Source organism: Marinobacter aromaticivorans (genome assembly GCF_002806975.1).
GTDB lineage: Bacteria > Pseudomonadota > Gammaproteobacteria > Pseudomonadales > Oleiphilaceae > Marinobacter > Marinobacter aromaticivorans.
This window is the reverse complement of sequence record NZ_NIHD01000003.1, coordinates 342,293-366,986: the sequence shown is the minus strand read 5'-3', so window position 1 is coordinate 366,986 and position 24,694 is coordinate 342,293. Positions and strand designations below refer to the sequence as shown.

At 56.0% G+C, this 24,694-nt stretch carries 26 protein-coding genes; 21 read left to right on the top strand and 5 right to left on the bottom strand.

Annotated elements, in window-relative coordinates; all coding sequences use genetic code 11:
- Window positions 1–69 precede the first annotated feature (69 nt).
- The 8 genes from CDH48_RS06845 (at window position 70) to infA (ending at window position 6,516) form a co-directional block, all read left to right on the top strand.
- Window positions 70–372: a hypothetical protein gene (locus CDH48_RS06845; protein WP_100687968.1), complete on the top strand. Its 303-nt coding sequence runs from the start codon at window positions 70–72 to the stop codon at window positions 370–372.
- A gap of 93 nt (window positions 373–465) precedes the next feature.
- Window positions 466–1,518: an agmatine deiminase family protein gene (locus CDH48_RS06840; protein ID WP_188437624.1), complete on the top strand. Its 1,053-nt coding sequence runs from the start codon at window positions 466–468 to the stop codon at window positions 1,516–1,518.
- Complete coding sequence (locus CDH48_RS06835) at window positions 1,515–2,450, top strand: carbon-nitrogen hydrolase (RefSeq protein WP_100687967.1); 936 nt, start codon at window positions 1,515–1,517, stop codon at window positions 2,448–2,450. The genes CDH48_RS06840 and CDH48_RS06835 overlap by 4 nt, the downstream gene beginning before the upstream one ends.
- 7 nt (window positions 2,451–2,457) lie before the next feature.
- Window positions 2,458–3,369, top strand: coding sequence for an AAA family ATPase (locus CDH48_RS06830; RefSeq protein ID WP_100687966.1), 912 nt, complete (start codon window positions 2,458–2,460; stop codon window positions 3,367–3,369).
- Window positions 3,370–3,500: 131 nt separating this feature from the next.
- Window positions 3,501–4,454 (top strand): thioredoxin-disulfide reductase, encoded by a 954-nt coding sequence (gene trxB / locus CDH48_RS06825; RefSeq protein ID WP_100687965.1) that lies wholly within the window; start codon window positions 3,501–3,503, stop codon window positions 4,452–4,454.
- Window positions 4,455–4,696: 242 nt separating this feature from the next.
- Window positions 4,697–5,410 (top strand): leucyl/phenylalanyl-tRNA--protein transferase, encoded by a 714-nt coding sequence (gene aat / locus CDH48_RS06820; RefSeq protein WP_100687964.1) that lies wholly within the window; start codon window positions 4,697–4,699, stop codon window positions 5,408–5,410.
- On the top strand, window positions 5,411–6,124 hold the full coding sequence (locus CDH48_RS06815; protein ID WP_100687963.1) for an arginyltransferase: 714 nt from the start codon (window positions 5,411–5,413) through the stop codon (window positions 6,122–6,124).
- Window positions 6,125–6,297: 173 nt separating this feature from the next.
- A complete protein-coding gene (gene infA, locus CDH48_RS06810) occupies window positions 6,298–6,516 on the top strand; it encodes a translation initiation factor IF-1 (protein WP_008938619.1) in 219 nt (72 codons plus the stop codon).
- A 90-nt stretch (window positions 6,517–6,606) separates the two neighbouring features.
- On the opposite strand, the gene clpA is transcribed toward infA, so the two are convergent.
- Entirely contained in the window at window positions 6,607–8,877 is a 2,271-nt protein-coding gene (gene clpA / locus CDH48_RS06805; protein ID WP_100687962.1) for an ATP-dependent Clp protease ATP-binding subunit ClpA, read from the bottom strand.
- A gap of 18 nt (window positions 8,878–8,895) precedes the next feature.
- On the bottom strand, window positions 8,896–9,255 hold the full coding sequence (clpS, locus tag CDH48_RS06800; protein WP_100688112.1) for an ATP-dependent Clp protease adapter ClpS: 360 nt from the start codon (window positions 9,253–9,255) through the stop codon (window positions 8,896–8,898).
- A gap of 357 nt (window positions 9,256–9,612) precedes the next feature.
- On the opposite strand from clpS, the gene CDH48_RS19660 reads away from it, so the two are divergent.
- From CDH48_RS19660 to CDH48_RS19575, 8 genes are all read left to right on the top strand, one after another.
- Window positions 9,613–9,924, top strand: a complete 312-nt coding sequence (locus CDH48_RS19660) for a cold shock domain-containing protein (RefSeq protein WP_100688111.1) — start codon at window positions 9,613–9,615, stop codon at window positions 9,922–9,924.
- Window positions 9,925–10,091: 167 nt separating this feature from the next.
- The gene (locus CDH48_RS06790; protein ID WP_100687961.1) at window positions 10,092–10,730 is read left to right on the top strand and encodes a pseudouridine synthase; all 639 of its coding nucleotides are present in this window, start codon (window positions 10,092–10,094) and stop codon (window positions 10,728–10,730) included.
- Window positions 10,727–11,176 carry an NUDIX hydrolase gene (locus CDH48_RS06785; protein ID WP_100687960.1) on the top strand — a complete coding sequence of 150 codons (450 nt, stop codon included), beginning with the start codon at window positions 10,727–10,729 and terminating at the stop codon, window positions 11,174–11,176. Before CDH48_RS06790 ends, CDH48_RS06785 begins: the two co-directional genes overlap by 4 nt.
- 51 nt (window positions 11,177–11,227) lie before the next feature.
- Entirely contained in the window at window positions 11,228–12,412 is a 1,185-nt protein-coding gene (gene mnmA / locus CDH48_RS06780) for a tRNA 2-thiouridine(34) synthase MnmA (RefSeq protein ID WP_100687959.1), read from the top strand.
- Window positions 12,409–13,053, top strand: a complete 645-nt coding sequence (gene hflD / locus CDH48_RS06775) for a high frequency lysogenization protein HflD (RefSeq protein ID WP_100687958.1) — start codon at window positions 12,409–12,411, stop codon at window positions 13,051–13,053. The genes mnmA and hflD overlap by 4 nt, the downstream gene beginning before the upstream one ends.
- A 90-nt stretch (window positions 13,054–13,143) precedes the next feature.
- Complete coding sequence (gene purB / locus CDH48_RS06770) at window positions 13,144–14,511, top strand: adenylosuccinate lyase (protein ID WP_100687957.1); 1,368 nt, start codon at window positions 13,144–13,146, stop codon at window positions 14,509–14,511.
- 31 nt (window positions 14,512–14,542) lie between these two features.
- Window positions 14,543–15,694: a ribosomal protein uL16 3-hydroxylase gene (locus tag CDH48_RS06765; RefSeq protein WP_100687956.1), complete on the top strand. Its 1,152-nt coding sequence runs from the start codon at window positions 14,543–14,545 to the stop codon at window positions 15,692–15,694.
- A gap of 4 nt (window positions 15,695–15,698) precedes the next feature.
- Entirely contained in the window at window positions 15,699–16,667 is a 969-nt protein-coding gene (locus CDH48_RS19575) for a GNAT family N-acetyltransferase (RefSeq protein ID WP_100687955.1), read from the top strand.
- Here CDH48_RS19575 and CDH48_RS06755 read toward each other — a convergent pair.
- Complete coding sequence (locus CDH48_RS06755; protein ID WP_100687954.1) at window positions 16,656–17,666, bottom strand: LysR family transcriptional regulator; 1,011 nt, start codon at window positions 17,664–17,666, stop codon at window positions 16,656–16,658. The genes CDH48_RS19575 and CDH48_RS06755 overlap by 12 nt on opposite strands.
- A gap of 241 nt (window positions 17,667–17,907) precedes the next feature.
- Between CDH48_RS06755 and CDH48_RS06750 the strand changes: the two genes are divergently transcribed.
- Window positions 17,908–18,681: a hypothetical protein gene (locus tag CDH48_RS06750; protein ID WP_100687953.1), complete on the top strand. Its 774-nt coding sequence runs from the start codon at window positions 17,908–17,910 to the stop codon at window positions 18,679–18,681.
- Window positions 18,682–18,735: 54 nt separating this feature from the next.
- Window positions 18,736–20,742 (top strand): ATP-binding protein, encoded by a 2,007-nt coding sequence (locus CDH48_RS06745; RefSeq protein WP_227520978.1) that lies wholly within the window; start codon window positions 18,736–18,738, stop codon window positions 20,740–20,742.
- Here the strand turns inward: CDH48_RS06745 and CDH48_RS06740 are convergent.
- Window positions 20,702–21,169, bottom strand: a complete 468-nt coding sequence (locus CDH48_RS06740) for a MarR family winged helix-turn-helix transcriptional regulator (RefSeq protein WP_227520977.1) — start codon at window positions 21,167–21,169, stop codon at window positions 20,702–20,704. The two genes, CDH48_RS06745 and CDH48_RS06740, sit on opposite strands and share 41 nt — an antisense overlap.
- A 9-nt stretch (window positions 21,170–21,178) precedes the next feature.
- Entirely contained in the window at window positions 21,179–21,664 is a 486-nt protein-coding gene (locus tag CDH48_RS06735) for a glutathione peroxidase (RefSeq protein ID WP_100687952.1), read from the bottom strand.
- Window positions 21,665–21,937: 273 nt separating this feature from the next.
- Between CDH48_RS06735 and CDH48_RS06730 the strand changes: the two genes are divergently transcribed.
- The 3 genes from CDH48_RS06730 to htpX all read left to right on the top strand — a co-directional run bounded on the left by CDH48_RS06730 (window position 21,938) and on the right by htpX (window position 24,624).
- The gene (locus CDH48_RS06730) at window positions 21,938–23,152 is read left to right on the top strand and encodes a pyridoxal phosphate-dependent aminotransferase (RefSeq protein ID WP_100687951.1); all 1,215 of its coding nucleotides are present in this window, start codon (window positions 21,938–21,940) and stop codon (window positions 23,150–23,152) included.
- 25 nt (window positions 23,153–23,177) lie between these two features.
- Window positions 23,178–23,636, top strand: coding sequence for a hypothetical protein (locus CDH48_RS06725; RefSeq protein WP_100687950.1), 459 nt, complete (start codon window positions 23,178–23,180; stop codon window positions 23,634–23,636).
- A 103-nt stretch (window positions 23,637–23,739) separates the two neighbouring features.
- Window positions 23,740–24,624 (top strand): protease HtpX, encoded by an 885-nt coding sequence (htpX, locus tag CDH48_RS06720; protein ID WP_100687949.1) that lies wholly within the window; start codon window positions 23,740–23,742, stop codon window positions 24,622–24,624.
- Window positions 24,625–24,694 lie beyond the last annotated feature (70 nt).

Sequence of the window (24,694 nt, the reverse complement as noted above, 5' to 3'; positions counted from 1 at the left end):
TCGGATATTACGTTTTATCCATGTCCCGGCGTGCTTACCGGCGACCCCTGCATTAATGGAGAATCATCAATGACAATAAAACAAGCCCTGGCCGGCACACTGGCATCGGCACTGATACTCACGCTTGCTCCGGTATCCGGCGCCCTTGCAGAAGAGCTGCGCGTGCCGGTGGGCAGTCAGGCCGACAGGAGCCAGCAAAACCTGCCCCGGGCCGGAATGTCGCAAGCCTCAGTGCGCTCTTCATGGGGCCAGCCGGATTCCGTCGAAGGCCCGGTCGGGCAGCCACCGATCAGCCAATGGCATTACGCCGGGTTTGTCGTCTATTTCGAGAACGATCGCGTTATCCATACTGTATTGACGCCCAGGCGCTGAGATTCGCAACAAAGCGTTTTCTGCCCTTACCCTGACGATACGCCGCCCTTTGTATAGAATGGCGGCTTTTTGCAATTTCAAGGTGACTGCAAAGTGACATCCCTACGAGTGCTGCCCGCTGAGTGGGCACCCCAAAGTGCCGTTGTGCTTACCTGGCCCCACCCCGGTACCGACTGGGCGGCAAGCCTGGATGAAGTGGAACCGGTATTCCTGGAAATTGCCCGCTCGGTTCTGCGCTTTCAACACCTGGTGATCAGCTGCGAACACGTTGTCCGGCTCCAGGATCTGGAACGCGATCTCAATGCCTGGGCCGGTGAACAGGGCCTGCCGGGGCGCGTGCACGCCGTGCCAGCCCCGGCCAACGATACCTGGGCCCGTGATCATGGCCCGATTACCGTCTTCGCGGATGGCGAACCGATACTGCTGGATTTTCGTTTTAACGCTTGGGGCGGCAAATTCCCCTGGGAAAAGGACGATGCTCTCAACCGTCACCTCGCCAATTTCGGAGTATTCGGAACCACACCCATGCAACGGGTGAACTTTATTCTGGAAGGCGGCTCCATTGAATCCGATGGCGAAGGAACCTTGTTGACCACCAGCGAGTGCCTTCTGACGCCCACACGTAATGCCTCCATGGATCGTGGTGCCATTGAGCAACTGCTGTCTGAAATGCTGGGCACAGACCGGATTCTCTGGCTCAATCACGGTTATCTGGCGGGGGACGATACCGACAGCCACATTGATACCCTGGCCCGTTTTTGTGCTCCGGATCATATCTGTTATGTGGCCTGCCCGGATGTGGCCGACGAACACTACAGCGCTCTGGCGGCCATGGAAGAGGAACTCCAGGAATTCCGTCAGCGCGATGGTTCACCTTACAGACTGACTGCATTACCCTGGCCCGATCCGGTATTCGGCGACGAAGGCGAACGCCTTCCGGCAACCTATGCAAACTTCTTAATCATCAATGGCGCGGTTCTGCTGCCCGTATACGATGTGCCCCAGGATGAAGAAGCCATTCGCACGTTCAGCGGCATCTTCCCTGACCGGGAAATTATTCCTGTCAATTGCCGCCCGCTGATAAAACAGCATGGCAGCCTGCACTGCGTCACCATGCAGATTCCCCAAGGAGTCGTCACGCCATGAGCAATAATTCCGCCAAAACCCGGGATTCCGGGCAACTCGCAGTTGCCGCTGTTCAGCAGGCCTGCAGTAAAGACAAAGCCGCCAGCCTGGCAACCACTGAAATGCTGATTCGGGAAGCTGCGGCAGGCGGGGCTCAACTGATCATTCTGCAGGAGCTCCACGCCACCCAGTATTTTTGCCAGACCGAAGACACCCGAATATTTGACCTTGCCGAACCTATCCCCGGCCCCACCAGCGAGCGGCTTTCAAGCCTGGCCCGGGAACTGGGTGTGGTGATGGTGGGCTCGATTTTTGAACGCCGCATGAACGGTGTCTATCACAACACCGCTGTGGTCATCGAAAGTGATGGCTCCATGGCCGGCCTGTACCGGAAAATGCACATTCCTGACGACCCGGGCTTCTACGAGAAGTTCTATTTCACCCCGGGAGACGCGCAGTTCAACGATGGCCGCAACGGCTTCTCGCCCATCGAAACCTCCGTAGGAAAACTGGGGGTTCTGGTATGCTGGGACCAGTGGTACCCGGAAGCGGCCCGGCTGATGGCCCTGGCCGGCGCCGAAATACTGATCTACCCCACTGCCATCGGCTGGGACATCACCGACGACCCCGATGAACAGGCGCGCCAACTGGACGCCTGGGTTACCGTTCAGCGAGGCCACGCGGTGGCAAACAACCTGCCCGTAGTGGCGCCGAATCGCGTCGGCACGGAACCGGACCCATCGGGGCAATCAGATGGCATCCGGTTCTGGGGCAACAGTTTTATCTGTGGCCCCCAGGGCGAGATTCTGGCCCGGGCTGACGACAGCACCGAGTGCATCCTGAGTGTTACCCTCGATCGCCACCGCAGTGAATCGATTCGTCGTATCTGGCCGTACTTCAGAGACCGGCGCATCGACGCCTATGGCGATATTCTCAAACGAGTGAGGGACTGAACCCGGCATGAAAAATCTGGTGGACAATGTAGTAACCGAGTTAAACCGGATTCTTCTGGGCAAGGAACGACAGGTTCGCCTGGCCCTTTGCGGTCTGCTAGCCAGAGGCCACCTGCTGATTGAAGACATCCCAGGCATGGGTAAAACCACCCTGTCCCACGCACTGGCAAAGGTGATGGGGCTCAGCTACCAGCGCATCCAGTTCACCAACGACCTGCTGCCTGCGGACGTGCTGGGCTATTCCATGTACGACAGGCAGGCGGGCAGCCTGATATTCCACCCCGGCCCCATATTTGCCCAGCTTGTACTGGCGGACGAAATCAACCGGGCGTCACCGAGAACACAAAGTGCGCTGCTTGAGGCCATGGAAGAGCGCCAGGTGTCCATAGAAGGAGAAACCCGCCCGCTGCCACACCCGTTCTTCGTGATCGCAACCCAGAACCCGACGGAACAGGGCGGCACCTACCCTCTGCCGGAATCCCAGCTCGACCGTTTTCTGATGCGCATACGGCTTGGCTACCCCGACCCCAGAGCCGAACGGGAGCTTCTGGAAGGCGAAGACCGCCGGCTAATGACCGACCGGCTGAGCACCCTGCTTTCCGAGGCCGATCTGGCAAAGCTGCAGGAGGAAGTAAACCGGGTAACCGCCAGCCCGGCACTGCTGGATTACATCCAGCGCCTGCTGGACCAGAGCAGGCGCATGCCCGGGCTGCTCTACGGCCTGTCACCCAGAGCCGGGCTCGGGCTGCTCAGAGCGACAAAAGCCTGGGCCCTGATGGAAGGGCGACATCACGCTTTGCCCGACGATATCCAGGCGGTATTTCCGGCGGTTGCAGAACACCGCCTTGAACAGGGCGAATCGGGCAAAAGCGCAGAACGGGTGCAGCAACTGCTAACCACCGTTTCCGTGCTCGAGTGAATAGCGAAACGTTATCAGTGGAATTGGCCAAAACAAATGGAAGCCTTCGGGATTCATGGTAGCCTTTCCACCATCCTCGCATTAACGGCTCTGAAAGAGCCCGACACATATTGATCCAGTGAGAGACATCCATGAGCGAAAGTAAACATTCCCGGCTAATCATCCTCGGCTCCGGCCCCGCCGGATACACCGCCGCTGTCTACGCAGCGCGTGCCAACCTGAACCCCACACTCATTACCGGCATCGAAGTTGGCGGCCAGCTCACCACCACCACCGACGTGGACAACTGGCCCGGTGACAACGAAGGCGTGCAGGGCCCGGAACTCATGCAGCGCATGCTCAAACACGCCGAGCGCTTTGACACCAACATCGTTTACGACACCATCAACGAAGCCGACCTGCACACCCGCCCCTTCCGGCTCAAGGGCGACAGCGGCGAATACACCTGCGACGCGCTGATCATCGCCACCGGCGCCTCCGCCATGTACCTGGGCCTGGAGTCCGAAGAAAAATTCAAAGGCCAGGGCGTATCCGCCTGCGCCACCTGCGACGGCTTCTTCTACAAAAAACAGAAAGTCGCCGTTATCGGTGGCGGCAACACCGCCGTTGAAGAAGCCCTGTACCTTTCCAACATCGCGGCAGAAGTCACCCTGGTCCACCGCCGCGACAGCCTGCGCGCCGAGAAAATCCTGCAGGACAAACTCTTCGAAAAAGCCAAAAACGGCAACGTAAACATCATCTGGGACCACACCCTGGACGAAGTCCTCGGCGACGCCACCGGCGTAACCGGTATGCGCATCAAAAGCACCAAAGACGACACCACCCGGGAACTCGACCTGGCAGGCATCTTCATCGCCATTGGCCACAAGCCCAACACCGGCCTCTTCGAAGGCCAGCTGGACATGGAAAACGGCTACATCCGGATCCGCTCCGGCCTTGAAGGCATGGCCACCGAAAGCAGCATCCCCGGCGTCTTCGCCGCCGGCGACGTAGCCGACCACGTTTACCGCCAGGCTGTGACCTCAGCCGGTTTCGGTTGCATGGCGGCACTGGATGCGGAAAAATTCCTGGATCAGCAGGTTTAGACCTGATTAAGCGATATTGGTCTGGCCACCTCCTATGATGAGAAGGCGGGGCCAGCTTTCTGAAACTGTTCGCCTTCACCTTTGTCAGATGAGGCAGGCAGGAAGCGCCTTCTGAAACTGTGCGGAGCCATGGATGGCGGAGCCAAGCGTACAAGGACGTATTCACAGCGTGTTTCAGAAGGCGCTTCCTGCCTGCCGATACGCCCAAGTTAAAAACTAACTCGGTAGAAAACTGAAGCAGGATGACCTCACTACCCTGGCTAGACCCCGACCAACTGTGGTTCCCCCCAGCGGAAGAAGCCCTCGACGACCCCGATGGCCTCCTCGCCCTGGGCGGCGACCTCTCCACAGAACGCCTGATTCTCGCCTACCGAAGCGGCATCTTCCCCTGGTACAGTGACGAACAGCCCATACTCTGGTGGTCTCCCAACCCCCGGTGCGTGCTCTACCCCCAGGACATCCACGTCTCCCGCAGCCTGCGCCGAACACTCAACCAACGCCGATTCCATATAACCGCCGACCAGGTTTTCAGCCGCATCATCCGCCTGTGCGCCACCACCCGCAGCGAAGGCACCTGGATAACCGATGACATGATCGCCAGCTACTCCAGGCTTCACCGCCAGGGCATAGCCCACTCCATAGAAGTGTGGAACAACAAGGGCGAACTGGCCGGAGGCATGTACGGGCTCGCCATAGGGCAATGCTTCTTCGGTGAATCCATGTTTTCCCTGGAAAGCAACGCCTCCAAAGTACTGATGGTTCACCTCGCCCACCAGCTGCAGGAATGGGGCTACCAGATAATGGACTGCCAGGTAGAGAGCCACCACCTTCTCACCATGGGTGCCCGCACCATTCCCAGAAGCGAGTTTTTATCTATAATCGAGGAATACGCAGACCGAAAACCGGATCAGCCCGACTGGACATTCAACTGGCAATGGCACGGGCCGGAGGCATGAATGAGTAGTCTCAGAACCCTGGTATTCTTCGCAACACCTGCTCACGACTGCAGCTACCTGCCCGATCGCGAAGCAACCACCATGTTTGTGGATCCGCGGGCCCACATCGACAAAAAGCTATACAGCCAGCTCACATCACTGGGGTTCCGGCGCAGCGGGTCCCATTATTATCGCCCCCATTGTGAAAGCTGCAACGCCTGCATCCCGGTACGACTGAACGTGAGCGATTTTCGCCCGGATCGCGGCCAGCGCCGCGTCATGAAGAAAAACAGCGATATCGAGTGCACCCTGGTACCGGCAGCATTCAGCGAGAGCTACTACCGCCTTTACGCCAACTACGTGGAACTGAGACACAAAGACGGCGACATGTACCCACCCTCGCGGGAACAGTTCACCTCATTTCTGGTGGAAGGCGCCACGGATTCCTGGTTTGTGGAAATGCGCAAAGACGGGCAACTGATAGCGCTGGCGGCGCTGGATTCCCTGGACGACGGTCTGTCAGCCATATACACCGCTTTTGATCCGGCTTTCGAGCTCCGAAGCCTGGGTACCTTCGCCATTCTCTGGCAAATTGAAGAAGCACGCCGGCGCCAGCTGCCCTACCTCTACCTCGGCTACTGGATACAGCAGTGCCGAAAGATGAACTACAAGACCCGTTTTCAGCCCATTGAAGCATTGCGGGACGGGCAATGGCGAGTGCTTGAAACCGGTTAATTATCAGCATCAAATGGTCATCACACGGGCGGCACTGCAAACAAGCCGGATATAAGCCTGATTCGTGCCATTTGGCTCCGGATAACCAACTCACTTTGCCAAACGCCGACAAATCAGGCAGAATTGCGCAATTTAAAATTACGGAAAGCATTCCCAAACGAGGTTTTTACTGAATGGCGAAATCAGATGTCATTGAAATGGAAGGCGTTATTGTTGATACCCTTCCAAATACCATGTTCCGCGTTGAGTTAAGCAACGGCCACGTTGTGACCGCCCACATCTCTGGCAAGATGCGAAAAAACTACATCCGCATTCTGACAGGCGACAAGGTCAAGGTTGAGTTGACACCATACGACCTGAGCAAAGGCCGGATTGTATACCGCGCGCGCTAAGTTAAAAGCGACATCAGAAAAGCAAAAAAACCGCTGCACGAATACAGCGGTTTTTTTGTGGGTGGCTTTCAGGCTCGCCCGGCAACCGTATTAAACGGCTTCCGCAGGCTCATCCTCATACTCGAATTCCAGCTCATCCCCTTTGAGGTGAATAAACACATCACCACCCTTCTCGGACAGCCGACCGAACAGGATCTGCTCCGCGAGCGGCCGTTTGATCTTGTCCTGTATCAGACGCGACATCGGGCGCGCGCCCATGGTTACATCATAGCCCTTGTCTGCAAGCCAGGACTTGACCTCCTCATCCACATGCAGCACAACATGCTTCTCATCAAGCTGGGCCTGCAACTCGGTCAGGAACTTGTCCACCACGTGGGTGATTGTCTCCTTCTGCAAATCACCGAACTGGATAATGCTGTCCAGGCGATTGCGGAATTCAGGCGTGAAGGTCTTGCTGATGATTTCCATGCCGTCACTGCTGTGATCCTGCTCGCTGAACCCAATCGAGCGGCGGGCCATGCTTTCTGCACCGGCGTTGGTGGTCATCACCAGGATAACGTGGCGGAAATCCGCCTTGCGCCCGTTGTTATCAGTCAGGGTGCCGTGATCCATCACCTGCAACAACAGGTTGAACACTTCGGGATGCGCCTTCTCGATTTCGTCCAGCAACAGCACGCAGTGCGGATGCTTGTTAACGGCTTCTGTTAACAGACCGCCCTGATCGTAGCCCACGTATCCGGGAGGCGCACCAATAAGACGGGATACGGTGTGCCTCTCCATATATTCCGACATATCAAACCGTACCAGCTCTACGCCAAGCGCCTTGGCCAGCTGCCGGGTCACTTCCGTTTTACCAACGCCCGTAGGCCCGGCAAAAAGGAACGAACCCTCGGGCTTCTCCGGCGCTTTCAGACCGGCACGGGCCAACTTGATTGCAGTCGACAGCGACTCGATCGCCGGGTCCTGCCCAAACACCACCATCTTGAGATCCCGCTCCAGATTACGCAGCAGGTCCTTGTCACTGGTGGACACATTCTTCGGCGGAATACGCGCGATCTTGGCCACCACTTCCTCAATCTCAGGGGCGTCAATGATTGTCTGGCGCTTGTCTTCCGACATGAGGCGTTGTCGCGCCCCGGCTTCATCGATTACATCAATGGCCTTGTCCGGAAGATGGCGGTCGGTGATATAGCGATCCGCCAGTTCCGCAGCTACCCGCAGCGCCCGGTCGGTATATTTCAGATCATGATGCTTTTCGAAATTCGGCTTCAGCCCCTTGAGGATCTGGTAGGTATCCTCAACGCTCGGCTCGTTCACATCAATCTTCTGGAAGCGCCGGGCCAGCGCGCTGTCTTTCTCGAAGATGCCGCGGAATTCCTGGTAAGTGGTGGAGCCAATGCACCGGATCTCGCCGGAACTCAGCATCGGCTTGAGCAGGTTCGAGGCATCCATAACACCGCCAGAGGCGGATCCTGCACCAATGATGGTATGGATTTCATCAATGAACAGAATTGCGTGCTTCTCTTTCTTCAACTCTGCAAGCAACGCTTTCAGGCGCTTCTCGAAGTCGCCCCGGTACTTGGTTCCTGCCAGAAGCGCACCAAGATCCAGAGAGTAAACCACCCCATCGGAAATGATATCCGGCACCTGCCCATCAACGATGCGCTTGGCCAGCCCTTCGGCGATAGCGGTCTTGCCTACGCCGGCTTCACCAACCAGAAGCGGGTTGTTCTTGCGACGGCGCACCAGAATCTGCACCACACGCTCCACTTCGTGCTCCCGCCCGATTAGCGGGTCAATGCGCCCTTCCCGAGCCTGTTCGTTCAGGTTGGTTGCGTAGGTTTCCAGCGGTTTGGACTGCCCGCCTTCCTCACCTGTCTCGTCGTGGGAAATCTGCTCACCGCTGCTCTGGTCTTCCGCTCCCTGCACACGGGAAATTCCGTGGGAGACAAAGTTAACAACGTCAATGCGTGCAACGCTCTGCTTTTTCAGGAGGTAAACCGCCTGGCTTTCCTGCTCGCTGAAAATGGCAACCAGCACGTTGGCGCCAGTCACCTCTTTCTTGCCCGAGGATTGCACGTGAAAAACCGCACGTTGCAACACGCGCTGGAACCCCAGTGTTGGCTGGGTCTCTCGCTCATCGTCACTACTGGGAATGAGTGGGGTTGTGGAATCCACAAACTCGACCAGCTCATCATGAAGTTGCTTGAGGTCTGCACCACAGGCTTTGAGAACACCTACTGCAGATTCGTTCTCCAGCAGGGCCAGCAATAAATGCTCCACGGTCATAAATTCATGACGCTTGTCGCGGGCACTTTTGAAGGCCGTATTCAGCGTAATTTCAAGATCTTTGCTTAGCATGGGCCACCCCGCCGTCTGTCAGTCCGCACATTCAATCTCGCAAAGGAGCGGATGTTCGCATTCCGAGGAATACTGGTTCACCTGTGCCGCCTTTGTTTCCGCGATGTCCCGGGTATACACCCCGCATACTGCTTTTCCCTGCGTATGGACGAGCAGCATCACCTGTGTCGCCTTCTCTTCATTCATTCCGAAGAATGTCATCAACACATCCACAACAAAATCCATGGGTGTGTAATCGTCGTTCAGAAGCATAACCCGATACTGTGAGGGCCGCTTCAGCGCAGGTTTTTCGGGAGCAACGCTGAGGTCGTCGTGACGCCCCGGCTGTTCGTCCTCCCCCTGATTTAATACTAGTAGAGAATTCTCGATAGTCCGCATCATTCTTTGCCGATTTTCGGTGTCTTTCATTAATGTGGTTGCCTGGACCCTGGTTTTCAAGTCAGAGCCCGACCCGGGCGTGATATACCTGTCAATACGAACATGATACCGCTTCCGGACTGCGTTCAACCACACATTACCGTAATAGAAGCTATTGACTCGACCCCGGGTTTGGTCGACAGTTAACCTGCCATGTAAAATAATGTTAATTTACTCATGGCTCATGTAAAGCTCATGGAGCACATGAAGCGCATGAAGGCAAAGAGTAACCAGGCCCGGCAGGCTGCTGAGCCCCGGCCGGGTACCGTAATGAACAACACAACACATAGTGACAGTAAAAGAACAGGGGAGTTCATCATGCCAAGAGGCAAGGTAAAGTGGTTCAACAATGCCAAAGGGTACGGGTTCATCATAGAGGATGGCTGCAGTGATGATCTGTTTGTACACTTCTCGTCCGTCCAGATGGACGGTTATAAAACGCTGAAAGCAGGCCAGGCGGTCAATTTCGAAAAAAAGCCCAGCGATAAAGGTGTGCATGCCGTCAACATCGTGCCTGATGACCGGGCAGATGGGCAGGTTCAGGCAGACGCGTCAGGCACCGGAGACCAAGCCGCTGACACCGCCAAGACCGATCGTGGAGACCAGCCTCCACGGGCTGCGAACGCCTGACAAACCAGCCAGGCCAGTCGTCTGGATAGCAACCTCCTGCCGGAGGAATCTGGCGGGCTGTTGAGTTATTGTGCCCGTGAATACCTGGCCCGCCTTATGCTTTCAAAACCCGCCTTTTCTGCGTAACCTCCCCCTGCGTTTCATTCCCCCGCCCTGGAGCTGCCTCTATGGCCGAACTCATTCTTTTTAACAAGCCTTTCCGGGTACTCTGCCAGTTTACTGATGAGCCTGCGGCTGCCGGACACAACTCCCGCGCCACCCTGGCAGACTGGATTGACATACCGGGCATCTACCCCGCCGGGCGGCTGGATTACGATTCCGAAGGGCTCTTGCTGCTTACCGGTAACGGAGCCCTGCAACACCGAATTGCGTCGCCCGGGCAGAAGATGCCCAAAACCTACTGGGTCCAGGTTGAAGGTGACATTTCCGCCAGCGCCATAGACAGGCTTGCGGCGGGTGTAACGCTTAAAGATGGCGCCACGCGGCCAGCGAAAGCCCGCAGAATGGAAGAACCGGAACTCTGGCCCAGGGTTCCACCGGTGCGCCGACGCGATACGGTACCCACAAGCTGGCTGGAACTGACCATAACAGAAGGCCGCAACAGACAGGTAAGGCGAATGACCGCAGCCGTCGGGTTTCCAACCTTACGGTTGATCCGCTATCGTATTGGCGATTGGTCGCTGGACGGCCTTGAACCCGGCAAATACCGCAAAGTAACCATTCATTTGCCTGATGCCCCGCAGCCCGGAAAGCGACCGGGGGCATCCCGGCCCGCAAAAACGCCATGGAGAACCCGAAGATCATGACCTGGACACCTCATGCCACCGTAGCCGTGGTCGTTGAAGATGCAGATGGCCGCTTTCTTATGGTGGAGGAGCGCAGTAGCGGCAGAATCGTATTCAACCAGCCCGCCGGCCACGTTGAGGAAGACGAAGCGATACTCGATGCCGTGCGGCGGGAGGCCCTGGAAGAAACCGGCTGGGAAATTGAGCCCCAGCATTTTCTCGGCCTTTACACTTATAAAGCCCCTGCAAACGGGGTGACTTATTATCGCTTCTGTTTTATCGGAAAGGCGCGCCAACATGTAACCGATGAGCTCGACAAGGGTATCATCGCGGCACACTGGCTATCGCTGGAAGACATCCGGCAACTGGGTAACAAGCTTCGCAGCCCGCTGGTGATCAGAAGCATAGAAGATTACCGAAATGGCCGTTGCTTTCCGCTGGAAGTGATTGCAGACACGCAGACGTAACCGGCACAAAATGATAAACTTGCGCGTTTGGAACCGGTATCCTGAACTGACATGACGAATACATCACCCGAAGCCCGCTCCCCGGAAAATACACAGGTTATCGTTGGCATGTCCGGCGGTGTCGATTCGTCCGTGGCGGCCTGGTTGCTCAAGAATCAGGGCTATCAGGTCGAAGGTCTGTTCATGAAGAACTGGGACGAAGATGACGGTACCGATTACTGTACCGCCATGACCGATCTTGCAGACGCCCAGGCGGTTGCCGATGCTATCGGCATCAAGCTCCATACCGCGAGCTTTGCTGCCGAGTACTGGGATCGGGTCTTTGAACATTTTCTTTCCGAATACCAGGCCGGCCGCACTCCCAACCCGGATATCCTGTGCAATAAAGAGGTCAAGTTCCGCGCCTTTCTTGATTATGCCGTCACCCTGGGAGCCGATTATATCGCCACCGGGCACTACGCCCGGCAGAGCCCGCTTGCGGATGGATCAGGCAGGGCACTTTTACTGAAAGGTCTGGATGCCAATAAGGATCAGAGCTATTTCCTGCATGCGGTGTCCGGAGATCGCATTGCCCGCACTTTATTCCCGGTTGGCGAACTGGAGAAACCCGAAGTGCGCCGGATTGCCGAACAGCAGGGCTTTGTCACCCACGACAAGAAAGACTCTACCGGTATCTGTTTTATCGGTGAACGCAAATTCAGCGACTTCCTGAAACAATATCTGCCCGCACAGCCGGGCGATATCGAAACCCCGGAAGGCAAGAAAATTGGCCAGCATCAGGGCCTGATGTATCACACCATTGGCCAGCGCCAGGGCCTTGGAATCGGAGGCCTCAGCGACTTTGGTGACGACCCCTGGTACGTGGCCGGAAAAGACCTGGAACGCAACGTACTGATCGCCGTACAAGGCAAACATCACCCGCTTCTGTTCTCCCGGGGCCTGTTGTCAGGCCCGGTTGACTGGGTCGCCGGTGAGCCGCCTGCGCCGTCTTTTCGCTGCAAAGCGAAAACCCGCTACCGCCAACCGGATCAGGATTGCGAAGTCACTCTTATCGAGGGTGGCGTGAAAGTGATCTTTGAAAACCCTCAGAGAGCCGTAACACCGGGGCAATCTGTTGTTTTTTATGACGGTGACATCTGCCTGGGCGGCGGGGTTATTACGGAAACCTGGCGTGATGGTGAAGCCCTGCCCGACCGCCTGTCCCACGAACACCCTGTTCAGGAAACAGGCTCATGAGCCGGTCACTGCATGATCAGACCCTGGCTCTGGCCGGTATATTCCAGGCTGCCAACCTGGTGCAGCAAATCGCCAATAACGGCCACTGCAACCAAACCAGCCTGGAAACCTGCCTGCGCTCATTGTTCGCTACGGATCCGGCAAGCACTCTGGACGTGTACGGAGGCGAATTGTCTGACGTCCGTGAAGGCCTGGTGACGCTCTCCTCGGTGCTCAGTGAACAGAAAAAACAGCAGGATGTTGAGGTACTGCGTTACGTTCTGAACCTGATTCATCTGGAATCCCGGCTCAACCGGCAGACCGATATGCTGGAAGTCATAGGCAGTCGCATTGAGCAGGCGCGGCATACAGCCAGCCACTTTGGTTACGTGCATCCAAACCTGATCAGCAATCTGGCCTCTATTTATGCGGACACCATCAGCACCTTTCGCCTGCGCATCCAGGTAAGCGGCAATCCGTCAATACTGCAACGGGACGAAAACGCCGCCAAAGTGCGGGCGCTCCTGCTTGCGGGTATCCGCTCCGCAGTGCTCTGGCGGCAATGCGGAGGCCGGCGCTGGCAACTGATCCTTTCCCGCCGCAAGGTAATCCAGCAGGCCCGGGAACTGGCAGACAAAGCCAACAGGTCGCTTTATAACTAGCCTGCCGGCGCTGATTCACCGGCAGGGCTGGTGTATTATGGTGCACCCTTTTTTTCTGAACCGATTCTTTGATCATTTGTGAGGTTTTCGATGGAACTTAACGCCCTGACCGCCATTTCCCCGGTCGATGGACGCTATGGCAGCAAAGTCAGCGTTTTCCGTGACATTTTCAGTGAATATGGCCTGATCAGGAACCGTGTAACGGTTGAAATCCGCTGGTTGCAGCAATTGGCGGCGCATCCGGAAATCATTGAAGTTCCAGCCTTTACCTCGAAGGCCAACGCCTTTCTGGACCAGATGGTCAGTGGTTTCAGTTTGCAGGATGCGGAACGAATCAAGGAAATCGAGCGCACCACGAATCACGATGTGAAGGCTGTCGAGTACTTCATCAAGGAAAAAATTGCCGGAGTTCCGGAACTTCACGCGGTCACCGAGTTTGTGCATTTTGCCTGCACGTCGGAGGACATCAACAACCTCTCCCACGCCCTGATGCTGCGCGAAGGCCTGGATAATGGCCTGCTACCGGCCATGACCCGGCTTGTGGACAAGCTGTCTGAACTGGCGCGGGAACACGCCCAGCAGCCCATGCTGTCCCGCACCCATGGCCAAACGGCCTCGCCAACCACGGTTGGCAAGGAATTTGCCAACGTTGTGTACCGTCTTCAGAGGCAAATCAGGCAAATCCGGGATATCGAGATTCTGGGTAAAATCAACGGCGCCGTGGGCAACTACAACGCCCACATCTCTGCCTATCCGGCGGTGGACTGGGCCGCCAACGCCAAAGCCTTTATTGAAAGCCTTGGTCTGGACTTCAACCCCTATACCACCCAGATTGAACCCCACGACTACATCGCCGAACTGTACGATGCCGTTGCCCGCTTCAATACCATCGTAATTGATCTCGACCGGGATATCTGGGGCTATATTTCGCTGGGTTATTTCAAGCAGAAAACCATTGAGGGTGAAGTGGGTTCCTCCACCATGCCCCACAAGGTCAACCCCATCGATTTCGAAAACTCCGAAGGTAACCTTGGCATTGCCAACGCACTTCTTGGCCACCTGTCGGCGAAGCTGCCGATTTCACGCTGGCAGCGGGACCTGACCGACTCCACCGTGCTGCGCAATCTGGGCGTTGGTTTTGCCCACAGCCTGATTGCCTACGAGGCCACTCTCAAGGGGTTGGGCAAACTGGAAATCAACCCGGCCCGCCTCGATGAAGACCTTGATAACGCCTGGGAGGTGCTTGCAGAGCCAATCCAGACCGTGATGCGCCGCTACAACATTGAAAAGCCCTATGAGAAGCTCAAGGCACTGACTCGCGGCAAAGCCATGACGCCGGAGGTTATCCGCAGCTTTGTGGGCAGCCTTGAAATACCAGAGAGCGCGAAAGCAGAACTGATGGCCCTGACACCGGGTAATTATATCGGCAATGCCGTTGATCAGGCCCGTAACATCTGATTCCACAACATCCGATTTGAGGAGGCGCAAAATGGATATGCTTGGCGGACTTTCGCCTTCAGAGTTTCTCCGGGACTACTGGCAGAAAAAACCGTTAGTCATTCGCCAGGCATTCCCCGGCTTCCAGTGCCCGGTCGACGCCAATGAACTGGCTGGCCTGGCCTGCGAAGAGGGCGTGGAATCCCGCATTATTATTGAAAACGATGAGGGCAGGCCCTGGCAGTTGCATAACGGCCCCTTCCCGGAAGATTACTTCGGCAAGCTCCCGAAGCACGACTGGACATTACTGGTTCAGGGTCTGGATCACTGGGTTCCGGAAGCGGCAGACCTGCTGGAACACTTCCGCTTTGTACCCAACTGGCGCCTTGACGACATCATGGCCAGTTATGCCCCGAAAGGTGGCAGTGTAGGGCCCCATTACGACCAGTATGACGTGTTTCTGCTTCAGGCACAGGGGCACAGGCGCTGGACGTTTGGGGGCCGCTGTGATCACACTTCGCCCCGGGTGGAGGGCACACCCCTGCGCATACTCAGCAGTTGGGAAGGCGAAGAGACCGTGACCCTGGGACCGGGGGACATGCTGTACCTGCCACCGGGCATTGGCCATCATGGTATTGCCGAAGACGACTGCATCACCCTGTCTGTGGGCTTCCGTGCCCCAACCATCGACGACCTGCTTACCGGGTTCACCGATTTTCTGTGCAATCAGTCAGACGCCTCCAATCACCTGAACGATCCGGATCTGCAGGTGCAGGACAACCCGGGCACCATTGCCCCCGAGGTTATTGACCGGCTGCAGTCAGTGCTGGCAGAAAAACTCCAGGACAGGCGCCAGCTGGCCCACTGGTTTGGCCAGTACGCCACAGCACCCAAAAATATGGATGTGGTGGTGCCCGCAGATGAACCCGCCTCCGATGAAGACCTTGCAGAGGCTATCCAGGCCGGTGAACAGCTGCGCTGGAACGAAGGGTCGCGCTTTGCTTACCATGATGATGGTGACGAAACCGCCCTGTTTGCAGACGGCGAGCAGTTCCTGCTCAAGGGCGATGCACGCCCGCTGGCACCCCTGTTATGTGCCGGAGCACGCATTGATATGAACAGCCTGGCCCGGTTTGCCGCAGACCCTGCCCTGCTCGGCCTGCTGACAACGCTTTATAATCAGGGCTCTGTGTATTTCGAGTAATGCCATGACCGTTCGGATCCGAAAATACAGCTGGCAGCTTGCCCCGCGGCACATCCGAAACATACGCCAGAAGGTGTTTGTTGAAGAGCAAAAGGTTCCGCCGGAGCTGGAATGGGACGACACCGACGAGATAGCCGATCATTTTCTTGCGGTGCTACCCGATAACACCCCTGCAGGTGTTGCCCGGCTGTTCTCAACCCTGGGCGAAACCGCGCACATAGGGCGCATGGCCATACTCCCGCAATTCCGGGGCCAGGGCATCGGAGAGACCCTGCTCCGGCATCTGATCTCGGAATCAGCTGGTCAGTATCAGGAACTGAAACTGTCAGCCCAGCAACACGCCATTGCGTTCTACCAGCGTGCCGGGTTTCATGTCTGTTCCGAGCCCTACGACGATGCCGGCATTCCACATCTGGATATGCGCTGCCTTGGCCCCGGGCTTCTGAACCCGCAGGAAAGCGCCAGGCGACCTTACCCCCTGATACTTGGCGCAGATACGCAATCCTGGCTCTTTGATAATGAGCGCAGCATGCTGGACCTGATGGATTCCATGGTTGGCCAGGCAGGCAAGCGCCTGTGGCTGTACGACCGGATACTGGATCACGACCTGTACGATCGTCACAGGTTCAGGGAACTGGTATCCGGGCTGGCACGGCGCCACAGGCTGAGCGAAATCCGCTTGCTGATCCACGATGACCAGCCACTGGTAAAACGCCGCCATCAGCTTGTCGAACTGATGCGAAGGCTACCCAGCCGTATCGAGCTGAGACTGGTGAACAATGACTACCCCTGCGAGGACCAGCCTTTTATGCTCGCAGATCAGGAAGGCGTGGTATTCCGGCATGATTTCGACCGGGCGTCGGGTTTCGCAGCATTTACAGACAGCGGTCGTGCGAGGCTGCTGGCCGAAAGTTATCAACGCATGTGGGATGCCGGTCGCCGCTCACTGGAACTGCGGGAATTACCGCTCTGACTGATGCGCCAGGGGGGCATTCACAGACTCGAAGCGCGCGCCAAAGGGCGCAAATTCCTCATCCACTTCTTCCGCAACGTCTGATATCAGCCTCCGGAGCCACTGATGGTCAGGGTTATGCTGCAACAGGGGGCTCCAGGCCATTTTCAATTCAAAAGGCGGAATTTCAAAGGGGGGAACCTTCACCACAAGGTTTGCGTTATCTTTTTGCAGCCAGGCTGCACGGGACGGTAATGTCGCAATAAGGTCGTGCTGCTCCGCCAGCAGCATGGCCGACTGGTAATGCCGGGTAAATACCGAAATCCGGCGTTTACGCCCCATCCGCGACAGGGCTTCATCAACCCAACCAAGCCTCTGGACATCGTTGGGATTCACCCCCACTCCCACACCAAAGCCGGTTTTGCTGACCCATATATGGCTGGCATCCAGATAGGTATCCAGTGTGAAAGGCTGTTTCAGTATCGGGTTGCGGGCATTCAACAGGCAGGCAAAGTACTCGATCCAGAGTGTTTTCTGATGAAACGACTGGGGTATCTTGTCGAAACGGTTGATCGCCATATCAAGACGCCCCTGCTCCACGTCCAGAAAGCTCACGTCACTCGGGGTGAGCACATCCAGCGTAACCTGGGGGGCCTCCTGGCGGATACGCCGCAGTACCCTGGGCATAAGACAGGATTCCGCATAGTCACTGGCCATGATGCGAAATACCCGCTGGCTGTCCAGGGCTTCAAACGGTGTTTTTTCCTGCACGGCCTGCTCGATGTCTGCAAGAATCGCGCGAACCAGAGGCTGCAACTCCCGTGCCCGCTCAGTGGCCGTCATTCCTTCACTGGTTCGCACCAGCAAGGGGTCGCTGAACAGGTCCCGCAATCGTCGCAGGCTATTACTCATGGCAGGCTGGGTGATACCCAGATGATTTGCTGCCTTGGTTACGTTGCGCTCCCTGAGCAAAACATCGAGATACACGAGAAGATTAAGATCAATCCGGGAAATATCCATGCACGACTCCCATGCCTGATACAGACTAACGTCAGGACAAACCCGACACAGACCATTCACCAATCTGATAGCCACACTAATACAATTCATGAAATAAATAAATAAAACGAACTTTCACATTTGATTCCGGATTCAGCCCCGCATTTCTGCTAACCTTTCTGGCAATTGCCTGAAATACCGGAATATCAGGCCAGGTTTTTCAGGAACGACTTGCCCAGAAGCCGGAGTCATTACACCCAAAATGAATACCATTACTATCGTCCTCGCCCTGGCGGCCGTCGTTGTAATCTCGATCGCCGTTATTGTAATCACCCAGATGCGAGAAAAGGCCAGGATTGAGCGTGTACGAAAAATTACAGCGTTGGAGGACAGTTATAAGCGTTGCAGCCGATTGCTGTCTGAACTTCCCGGGCAATACCTGACGCCCGACCTCAAGCTGTTAATACTCAAACGCATGGACGATGTGTGTAATGATCTGGCCGGCCTCAAATCCGCTCTTCCGGTTGAAAAATGGCGAGATGCCGTTCGGCAAAGAAAAACACAGATTCGGGAAAATCGTGATGAAGTGCAGCCGGTCAGAATCGATTCCCCGGAAAAAGCCAACTACGTAAAAGAGTTGCTGCAGAACCTGTTCAAAATGCTTGAAGCCATGCACAAAAGTGGCCGCATTGATGGCGCAACTGCGAAAAAAAACCTCAAGTACGTGTTGTTTCTGGTACACAAAACCCACGCAGACCTGCACGTATTCCAGGCCCGGGACCATATCAGGCAGAATCAGATCCGCAAGGCCATTCATGCGTATCATCTGGCCAGCACAGAAATGGGTAAATCCAGGGATAACCCTCTGGCCATGAAAGCCGTCAAGAGCTTTCGCACTCGAATAAAAGAGCTGGAGGCCATGAATCTGCAGGACGGCAGTAGCCGTTCAGAGGCACCCGAATCGACACTGGACAAACAGTGGGACAACTTTCTTCATGATACCGAGTGGAAGAAGAAGGCCGATTACGACGACTAACCGAAGGTATGATCCGGGTGGTACGCCCATCCGTGAACAGGGAATGTAACAACCGTGAGCAAAGGCTTCAGACACCGGCTTTCCTACCGACTTGCCCGCGATACGGTACTGATTGCCATGGCGCTGGGGCTTGTTCTTAACATGGCACAGATCACGCTTGATTACTTTGGCGCCCGCAAATCCATGAACGAGGACGTTCAGGCGCTGATGGAGATCAGCCACAACCCTGCCTCCCAGATTGCCTACAACCTTGATGTGCTCCTCGCAAAGGAGCTGCTTGATGGCCTGCTCAAGCACCCTGCAACCATTGACGCCCGAATTGTTGACGACGAAAACAGCACCATGACGGCGGCAAGCAAGAGCAGCCCTGCCTCACCTTACCGCTGGATCAGTGACCTGTTATTCGGGGACAGCCGGGTATTCAGCCGGAAACTGAGCGTTTCCCAACTCAGTGATCTGCCGCTGGGACGCCTTGTGGTGACTATCGACACCTATCACTACGGCCTGCAGTTTCTGGAGCGGGCAGGTTACACGCTGATCAGCGGGCTACTGAAAAGCCTTATTCTTTCCGCATCCCTGCTAGGTATTTTTTATCTGATTCTTACCCGCCCTATGCTCAGCGTTATCGGTGCCCTGAATGAGGTCAATGCCAGCTCCCCGGAAAAAATCCGCCTTCCGGTTCCACCGGGACACGAGCAGGATGAGATTGGCACCATGGTAGGCATCATCAATCAGCACCTGGAAACCATTGATTTTACCCTGGCCCAGCTTCGCATGGCTGAGACCACCATGAAGAACTATTCCATCGAACTGGAGCGGGAGGTGGAAAACCGCACACGCGAGATATCCGACAAAAATCTAGCCCTGCAACGGGGCAACCGGGCACTGGTTAAAGCCAAAGAGGACGCCATGCGCAGAGCCAGGGCGCGGGCCAACTTTCTGGCGAGCATGAGCCATGAAATCCGTACACCACTGAACGGTCTGCTGGGTATGCTGGGGTTAGCTCTGGAGGGGGAGCAGGATTCAGTGAAGCGCCACCGCCTTCAGATTGCCCTGTCGGCCGGCGAAAGCCTGCTTGGCATTCTCAACGACATCCTGGACATTTCCAAGGTTGAGGCCGGAAAGCTCAGCCTGGAGAACATTCCGTTCAATATGCGCAGCCTGATTGAGGAGTGCGCCACACTGCACATGCAGCAAGCCCGCAAAAAGGGTATTGAACTGATTGCAGAAACAGCACCCACGTTTCCGGAATGTTTCCTGGGTGATCCGACCCGTCTGCGGCAGATCCTGAACAACCTGTTGGGCAATGCAATCAAATTCACCAACTCGGGCAGTGTGCGTATCTCGGCACGCCATACCCCAGGCATGGTAACCATTGACGTTGTTGATACCGGCATAGGTATGAGCAAACAGGGGCTGCGCCGTATTTTTTCGCCCTTTTCCCAGGCCAACACGCAAACAACGCGTTTGTACGGCGGCACCGGGCTGGGGTTGACACTTTGCCGGCAACTGGTTGAACGCATGCATGGCGACATAAAGGTCGATTCTGTAGAACATCAGGGCACCCGGTTTACCGTTACCTTGCCGTTGCCAATCTGCAGCACTGTGGATGTCCCCGGCACAGGTTCTGCATCACCAACGACTGCCTTGCCAACAACCAGCACACAATCGCAAGGCTCGCTCCGCATACTTCTGGTTGAGGACAACGACGTAAACCGGATGGTTGCAGGCGCATTACTGAAAAAAATGGGGCACACCGCTGATGTTGCAGAAAACGGTGAGCGGGCGCTTGAGGCGCTCAGGCAGAGAGACTACGACCTGGTACTCATGGATTGCCAGATGCCGGTCATGGATGGCTATGAGACAACCCGGAGAATCCGGGAGAATCCGGATTGGCAGGAGTTACCAGTGATTGCGGTGACTGCCAATGTAATGCAGGGTGACCGGGATGACTGTTTTGCCAGTGGCATGAACGATTACGTTACCAAGCCCTACAACCGCAATCAGCTGGATGAGGCGATCAAGCGCTGGACCCGCCCTTTTCCTCCCGGGCTTCAATAACCCGTAGTATTGAATTCAGCTCGTGCTTCATGGCCAGCAGGCGCGCAGGGGGAATGTCCAGGCTGCACAGCAGCTTCTGAGGCACCTGTTCAGCTTGCGCCCGGAGGTTGGCACCCTGTTCGGTCAAGGAAATGGTTACCACCCGCTCATCATCCGCGTTACGCTCCCTGGAGATCAGCCCCCGCGATGCCAGGCGCTTGAGCAAAGGCGTCAGCGTTCCCGAATCAAGCCTCAGCCGGGCGCCCAGATCGGAAACCCGGGTTGCCTGGCCTGCCCGTGCACGCTCCCAGAGCACGAGCATCACCAGATATTGCGGGTAGGTCAGGTCCAGCTCTGCAAGCAGCGGGCGATAGCGCGCTGTTATCGCTCTGTTGGCTGCATAGAGGCTGAAGCAGATCTGGTTATCCAGTGCCAGCAAGTCGTCCAAAATCGTGCCCTACAGCAGTTTTTCAATATCCGCCCTGATATCTTCCGGCTTGGTGGTGGGCGGATAACGACCCACAACCTTTCCTTCACGGTTCACCAGAAATTTCGTGAAATTCCATTTCACTTTCTCCGACCCGAGAAGCCCTTTTGCCTGGGCTTTAAGAAACCGGAACAAAGGGTGCGCTTTATCTCCGTTTACATCAATTTTCGCAAACATGGGAAAGTCCACGCCGTAGTTCAGGCTGCAGAACTGGCTGATGGTATCGTTATCGGCGGGGTCCTGGTTCATGAACTGGTTACAGGGAAATCCGAGCACCTCCAGCCCCTTCTCACCAAGCTCTTTGTAGAGCGACTGCAGCCCCTCGAACTGGGGTGTAAAGCCGCACTTGCTTGCCGTATTTACAATCAGGAGCACCTGGCCCCGGTAATCGGCCATACTCTTCTCATTGCCTTTGATATCCTGAACGGTGAAATCGTATACGGACTGACTGGCCACGGGTGTCTCCTCATCAAAGCCACGAAACCTGCAAAAAAACGCGTAAATTGAAAGATTGCACAGGTAAATTGTGCACAATTTAATTGAAGGCTATAGAGATAAACGCGAATACGCAAGGTAGACAGGAGTATAAATTCGCGCAATATAAAGCTAACCCGTCATAATTGATCACAATTACCCCTGTTGCCGTTGCCCCCGCCTCCGCTAGAATAGCGGTTTGCCTGAATGGCAGCTGCCTGTTTTACGTTTACCGACTGAGGAAGCCCGGGTCTTATGCAGAACTACTACAAATCCGCCAAGCTGGATAATGTGTGTTACGAAATACGCGGCGTAGTGATGCGCGAGGCGCGCCGGCTGGAAGAAGAAGGCCACCGGATACTCAAGCTCAATATCGGCAACCCGGCAGCATTCGAGCTGGACGTTCCGGAAGAAATTCAGCAGGACGTGATCTACAACATGCACCTGGCTCAGGGCTACGTGGAATCAAAAGGGCTGTTTTCTGCGCGCAAGGCGGTCATGCACTATTGCCAGCAGCGAGGCATCGATAAAGTCGATATTGATGACATTTTCCTGGGCAACGGGGTCAGCGAACTGATCGTGATGACCATGCAGGCCATGCTCAATACCGGGGATGAAGTACTTATACCGGCGCCGGACTATCCGCTCTGGACAGCCGCCGTTACCCTCTCCAGTGGCAAGCCGGTGCATTACCACTGCGACGAGGAACAGAACTGGTTCCCGGACATTGATGATATCCGCAAAAAGATAACAAATCGCACCCGTGCGATCGTACTGATCAACCCGAACAATCCCACAGGTTCAGTCTACAGCCCGGAACTGCTTGAACAGGTCATTGAGCTTGCCCGCAAGCACAATCTGATCGTACTTTCAGACGAAATCTACGACAAGATTCTCTACGATGGCACCCGGCACGTATCCACTGCATCCCTGGCAGATGACGTTCTGTTCTTCACCTACAATGGCCTGTCAAAGAACTACCGCGCCGCCGGCTACCGGTCCGGCTGGATGATTGTGAGTGGTGCCAAGCATCTGGCAAAAGACCTGATAGAAGGCATTGACATGCTTTCCAACATGCGCCTGTGCGCCAATGTTCCTGCACAGCTGGGCATACAAACCGCATTGGGTGGCTACCAGTCAATCAATGATCTGGTGGCTCCCGGGGGCCGTCTTTACGAACAGCGGGAAACCGCCTGGCGCATGCTCAATGACATTCCCGGTGTCAGCTGTGTAAAGCCACAGGGTGCCCTGTACCTTTTCCCGAAGCTGGACCCCAAAAAGTTCCCGATTGTTAATGATGAAAAACTGGTTCTTGACCTTTTACTCCAGGAGAAAATCCTTCTGGTTCAGGGTTCGGCGTTTAACGTTGACGACAAACAGCACCTGCGGGTCGTGTTCCTGCCCCGCAAAGACACCCTCGAAGACGCTGTGGGCAGGCTGGCTAATTTCCTGACCAAATACAGACAGTAAGGTAGCGGGCAGAAGGATTTCGCTTGTGGCTGATATCCACATTGAAGAGTTCTACAAAGACGCAGCCGTAGCCCTGGTTCAGCTTTATGGGGCCTTCCCGAGGCGGGTAAACCTTTATGTAGAGGACATCGCCGGCCCCGACGAGCCCGACGAGTTCGGTTTGCACAGCAAGCGTCACATGGCCTGCCTGGGCGCTCTTCTCTGGCTGGCCGAGGAGGGCTTTCTCCGTTACGTGGACACCATACGACAAGAGGCTCTTGATCAGGCCGTGCTCACACAGGAAGCCTTTATTCGCCTGAGCGCACCTGCACCGGACGGGCTTGTCGAAAAACTCAGTGGTACCGTCGACACCGCCGGGAACCCCCTGCCTCCCTCCTTGCAGGAAGACCTCTCCAGCCACATCCACCTTGTGCGCACGGCGCTTAAAAGCCGCCATTCGCGCCACATTGGCCAGGTTGTGCGGGCCGCGCTCTTCCAGGAATAACCACGACCATTAAATCGCCGTAATATCATTGAAGCGCTGAACCCGGGCCATATTTAACGGTCTGAAAGCCGACTTTTGATATTGGACAAATCAGGAAAACACCATGCGTATACTGCTGTTTCTGGCGACCAACCTCGCGGTTATTCTTGTCGCCAGTTTCACACTGAAGCTTCTGGGCGTGGACAGCTATCTTGCCCGGAACGGAATTGAATACGGCTCCCTGCTGGCGTTTGCTGCCGTGTTTGGTTTTGCCGGCGCCCTTGTTTCCCTGTTTATCTCGAAACCTGTTGCCAAGTGGAGCACTAAAGCCCGGGTTATTGATGCTCCGCGCACGCCCGCCGAGCGCTGGCTGGTGCAAACCGTGGCCGAACTGGCACAGAGCGCAGGTATAGGCATGCCGGAGGTGGCGATATTTCCGGCCAGCCAGTCCAACGCCTTTGCTACCGGCTGGAACCGGAACGACGCGCTGGTGGCTGTCAGTGAGGGCCTGCTGCACCGGTTCAACAAGGACGAAATACGCGCGGTTCTGGGCCACGAAATAGGCCACGTTGCCAATGGCGACATGGTAACGCTTACGCTGATTCAGGGTGTGGTAAACACCTTCGTGATCTTCGCATCACGGGTGATCGGCTCGTTCGTGGACCGGGTAGTATTCAGGAACGAAGACAGCCACGGCATCGGGTTCTTTGTGGTGAGTATTATTGCAGAGCTGGTACTGGGCATTCTGGCCAGCACCATTGTATTCTGGTTCTCCCGCAGGCGGGAATTCAGGGCAGATGTTGCTGGTGCACAGCTTGCCGGTCGTACTGCCATGATCAGCGCCCTGGCGCGACTGAAACAGGAAAGCGAGATACCCGATCAGATGCCCGACAGCCTTCAGGCCTTTGGCATCAATCGCGGTGCCCGTGGTGGTTTGAGCGCACTATTCATGACCCACCCGCCTCTGGACGACAGGATCGCTGCACTGCAGCAGGCCAACCTGCCATAAATGCAAAAGGCCGGCAGCAAAACGGGGGCGCAGGCCCCCATTTCTTATCCAACTGAAAACACTTTTTTTC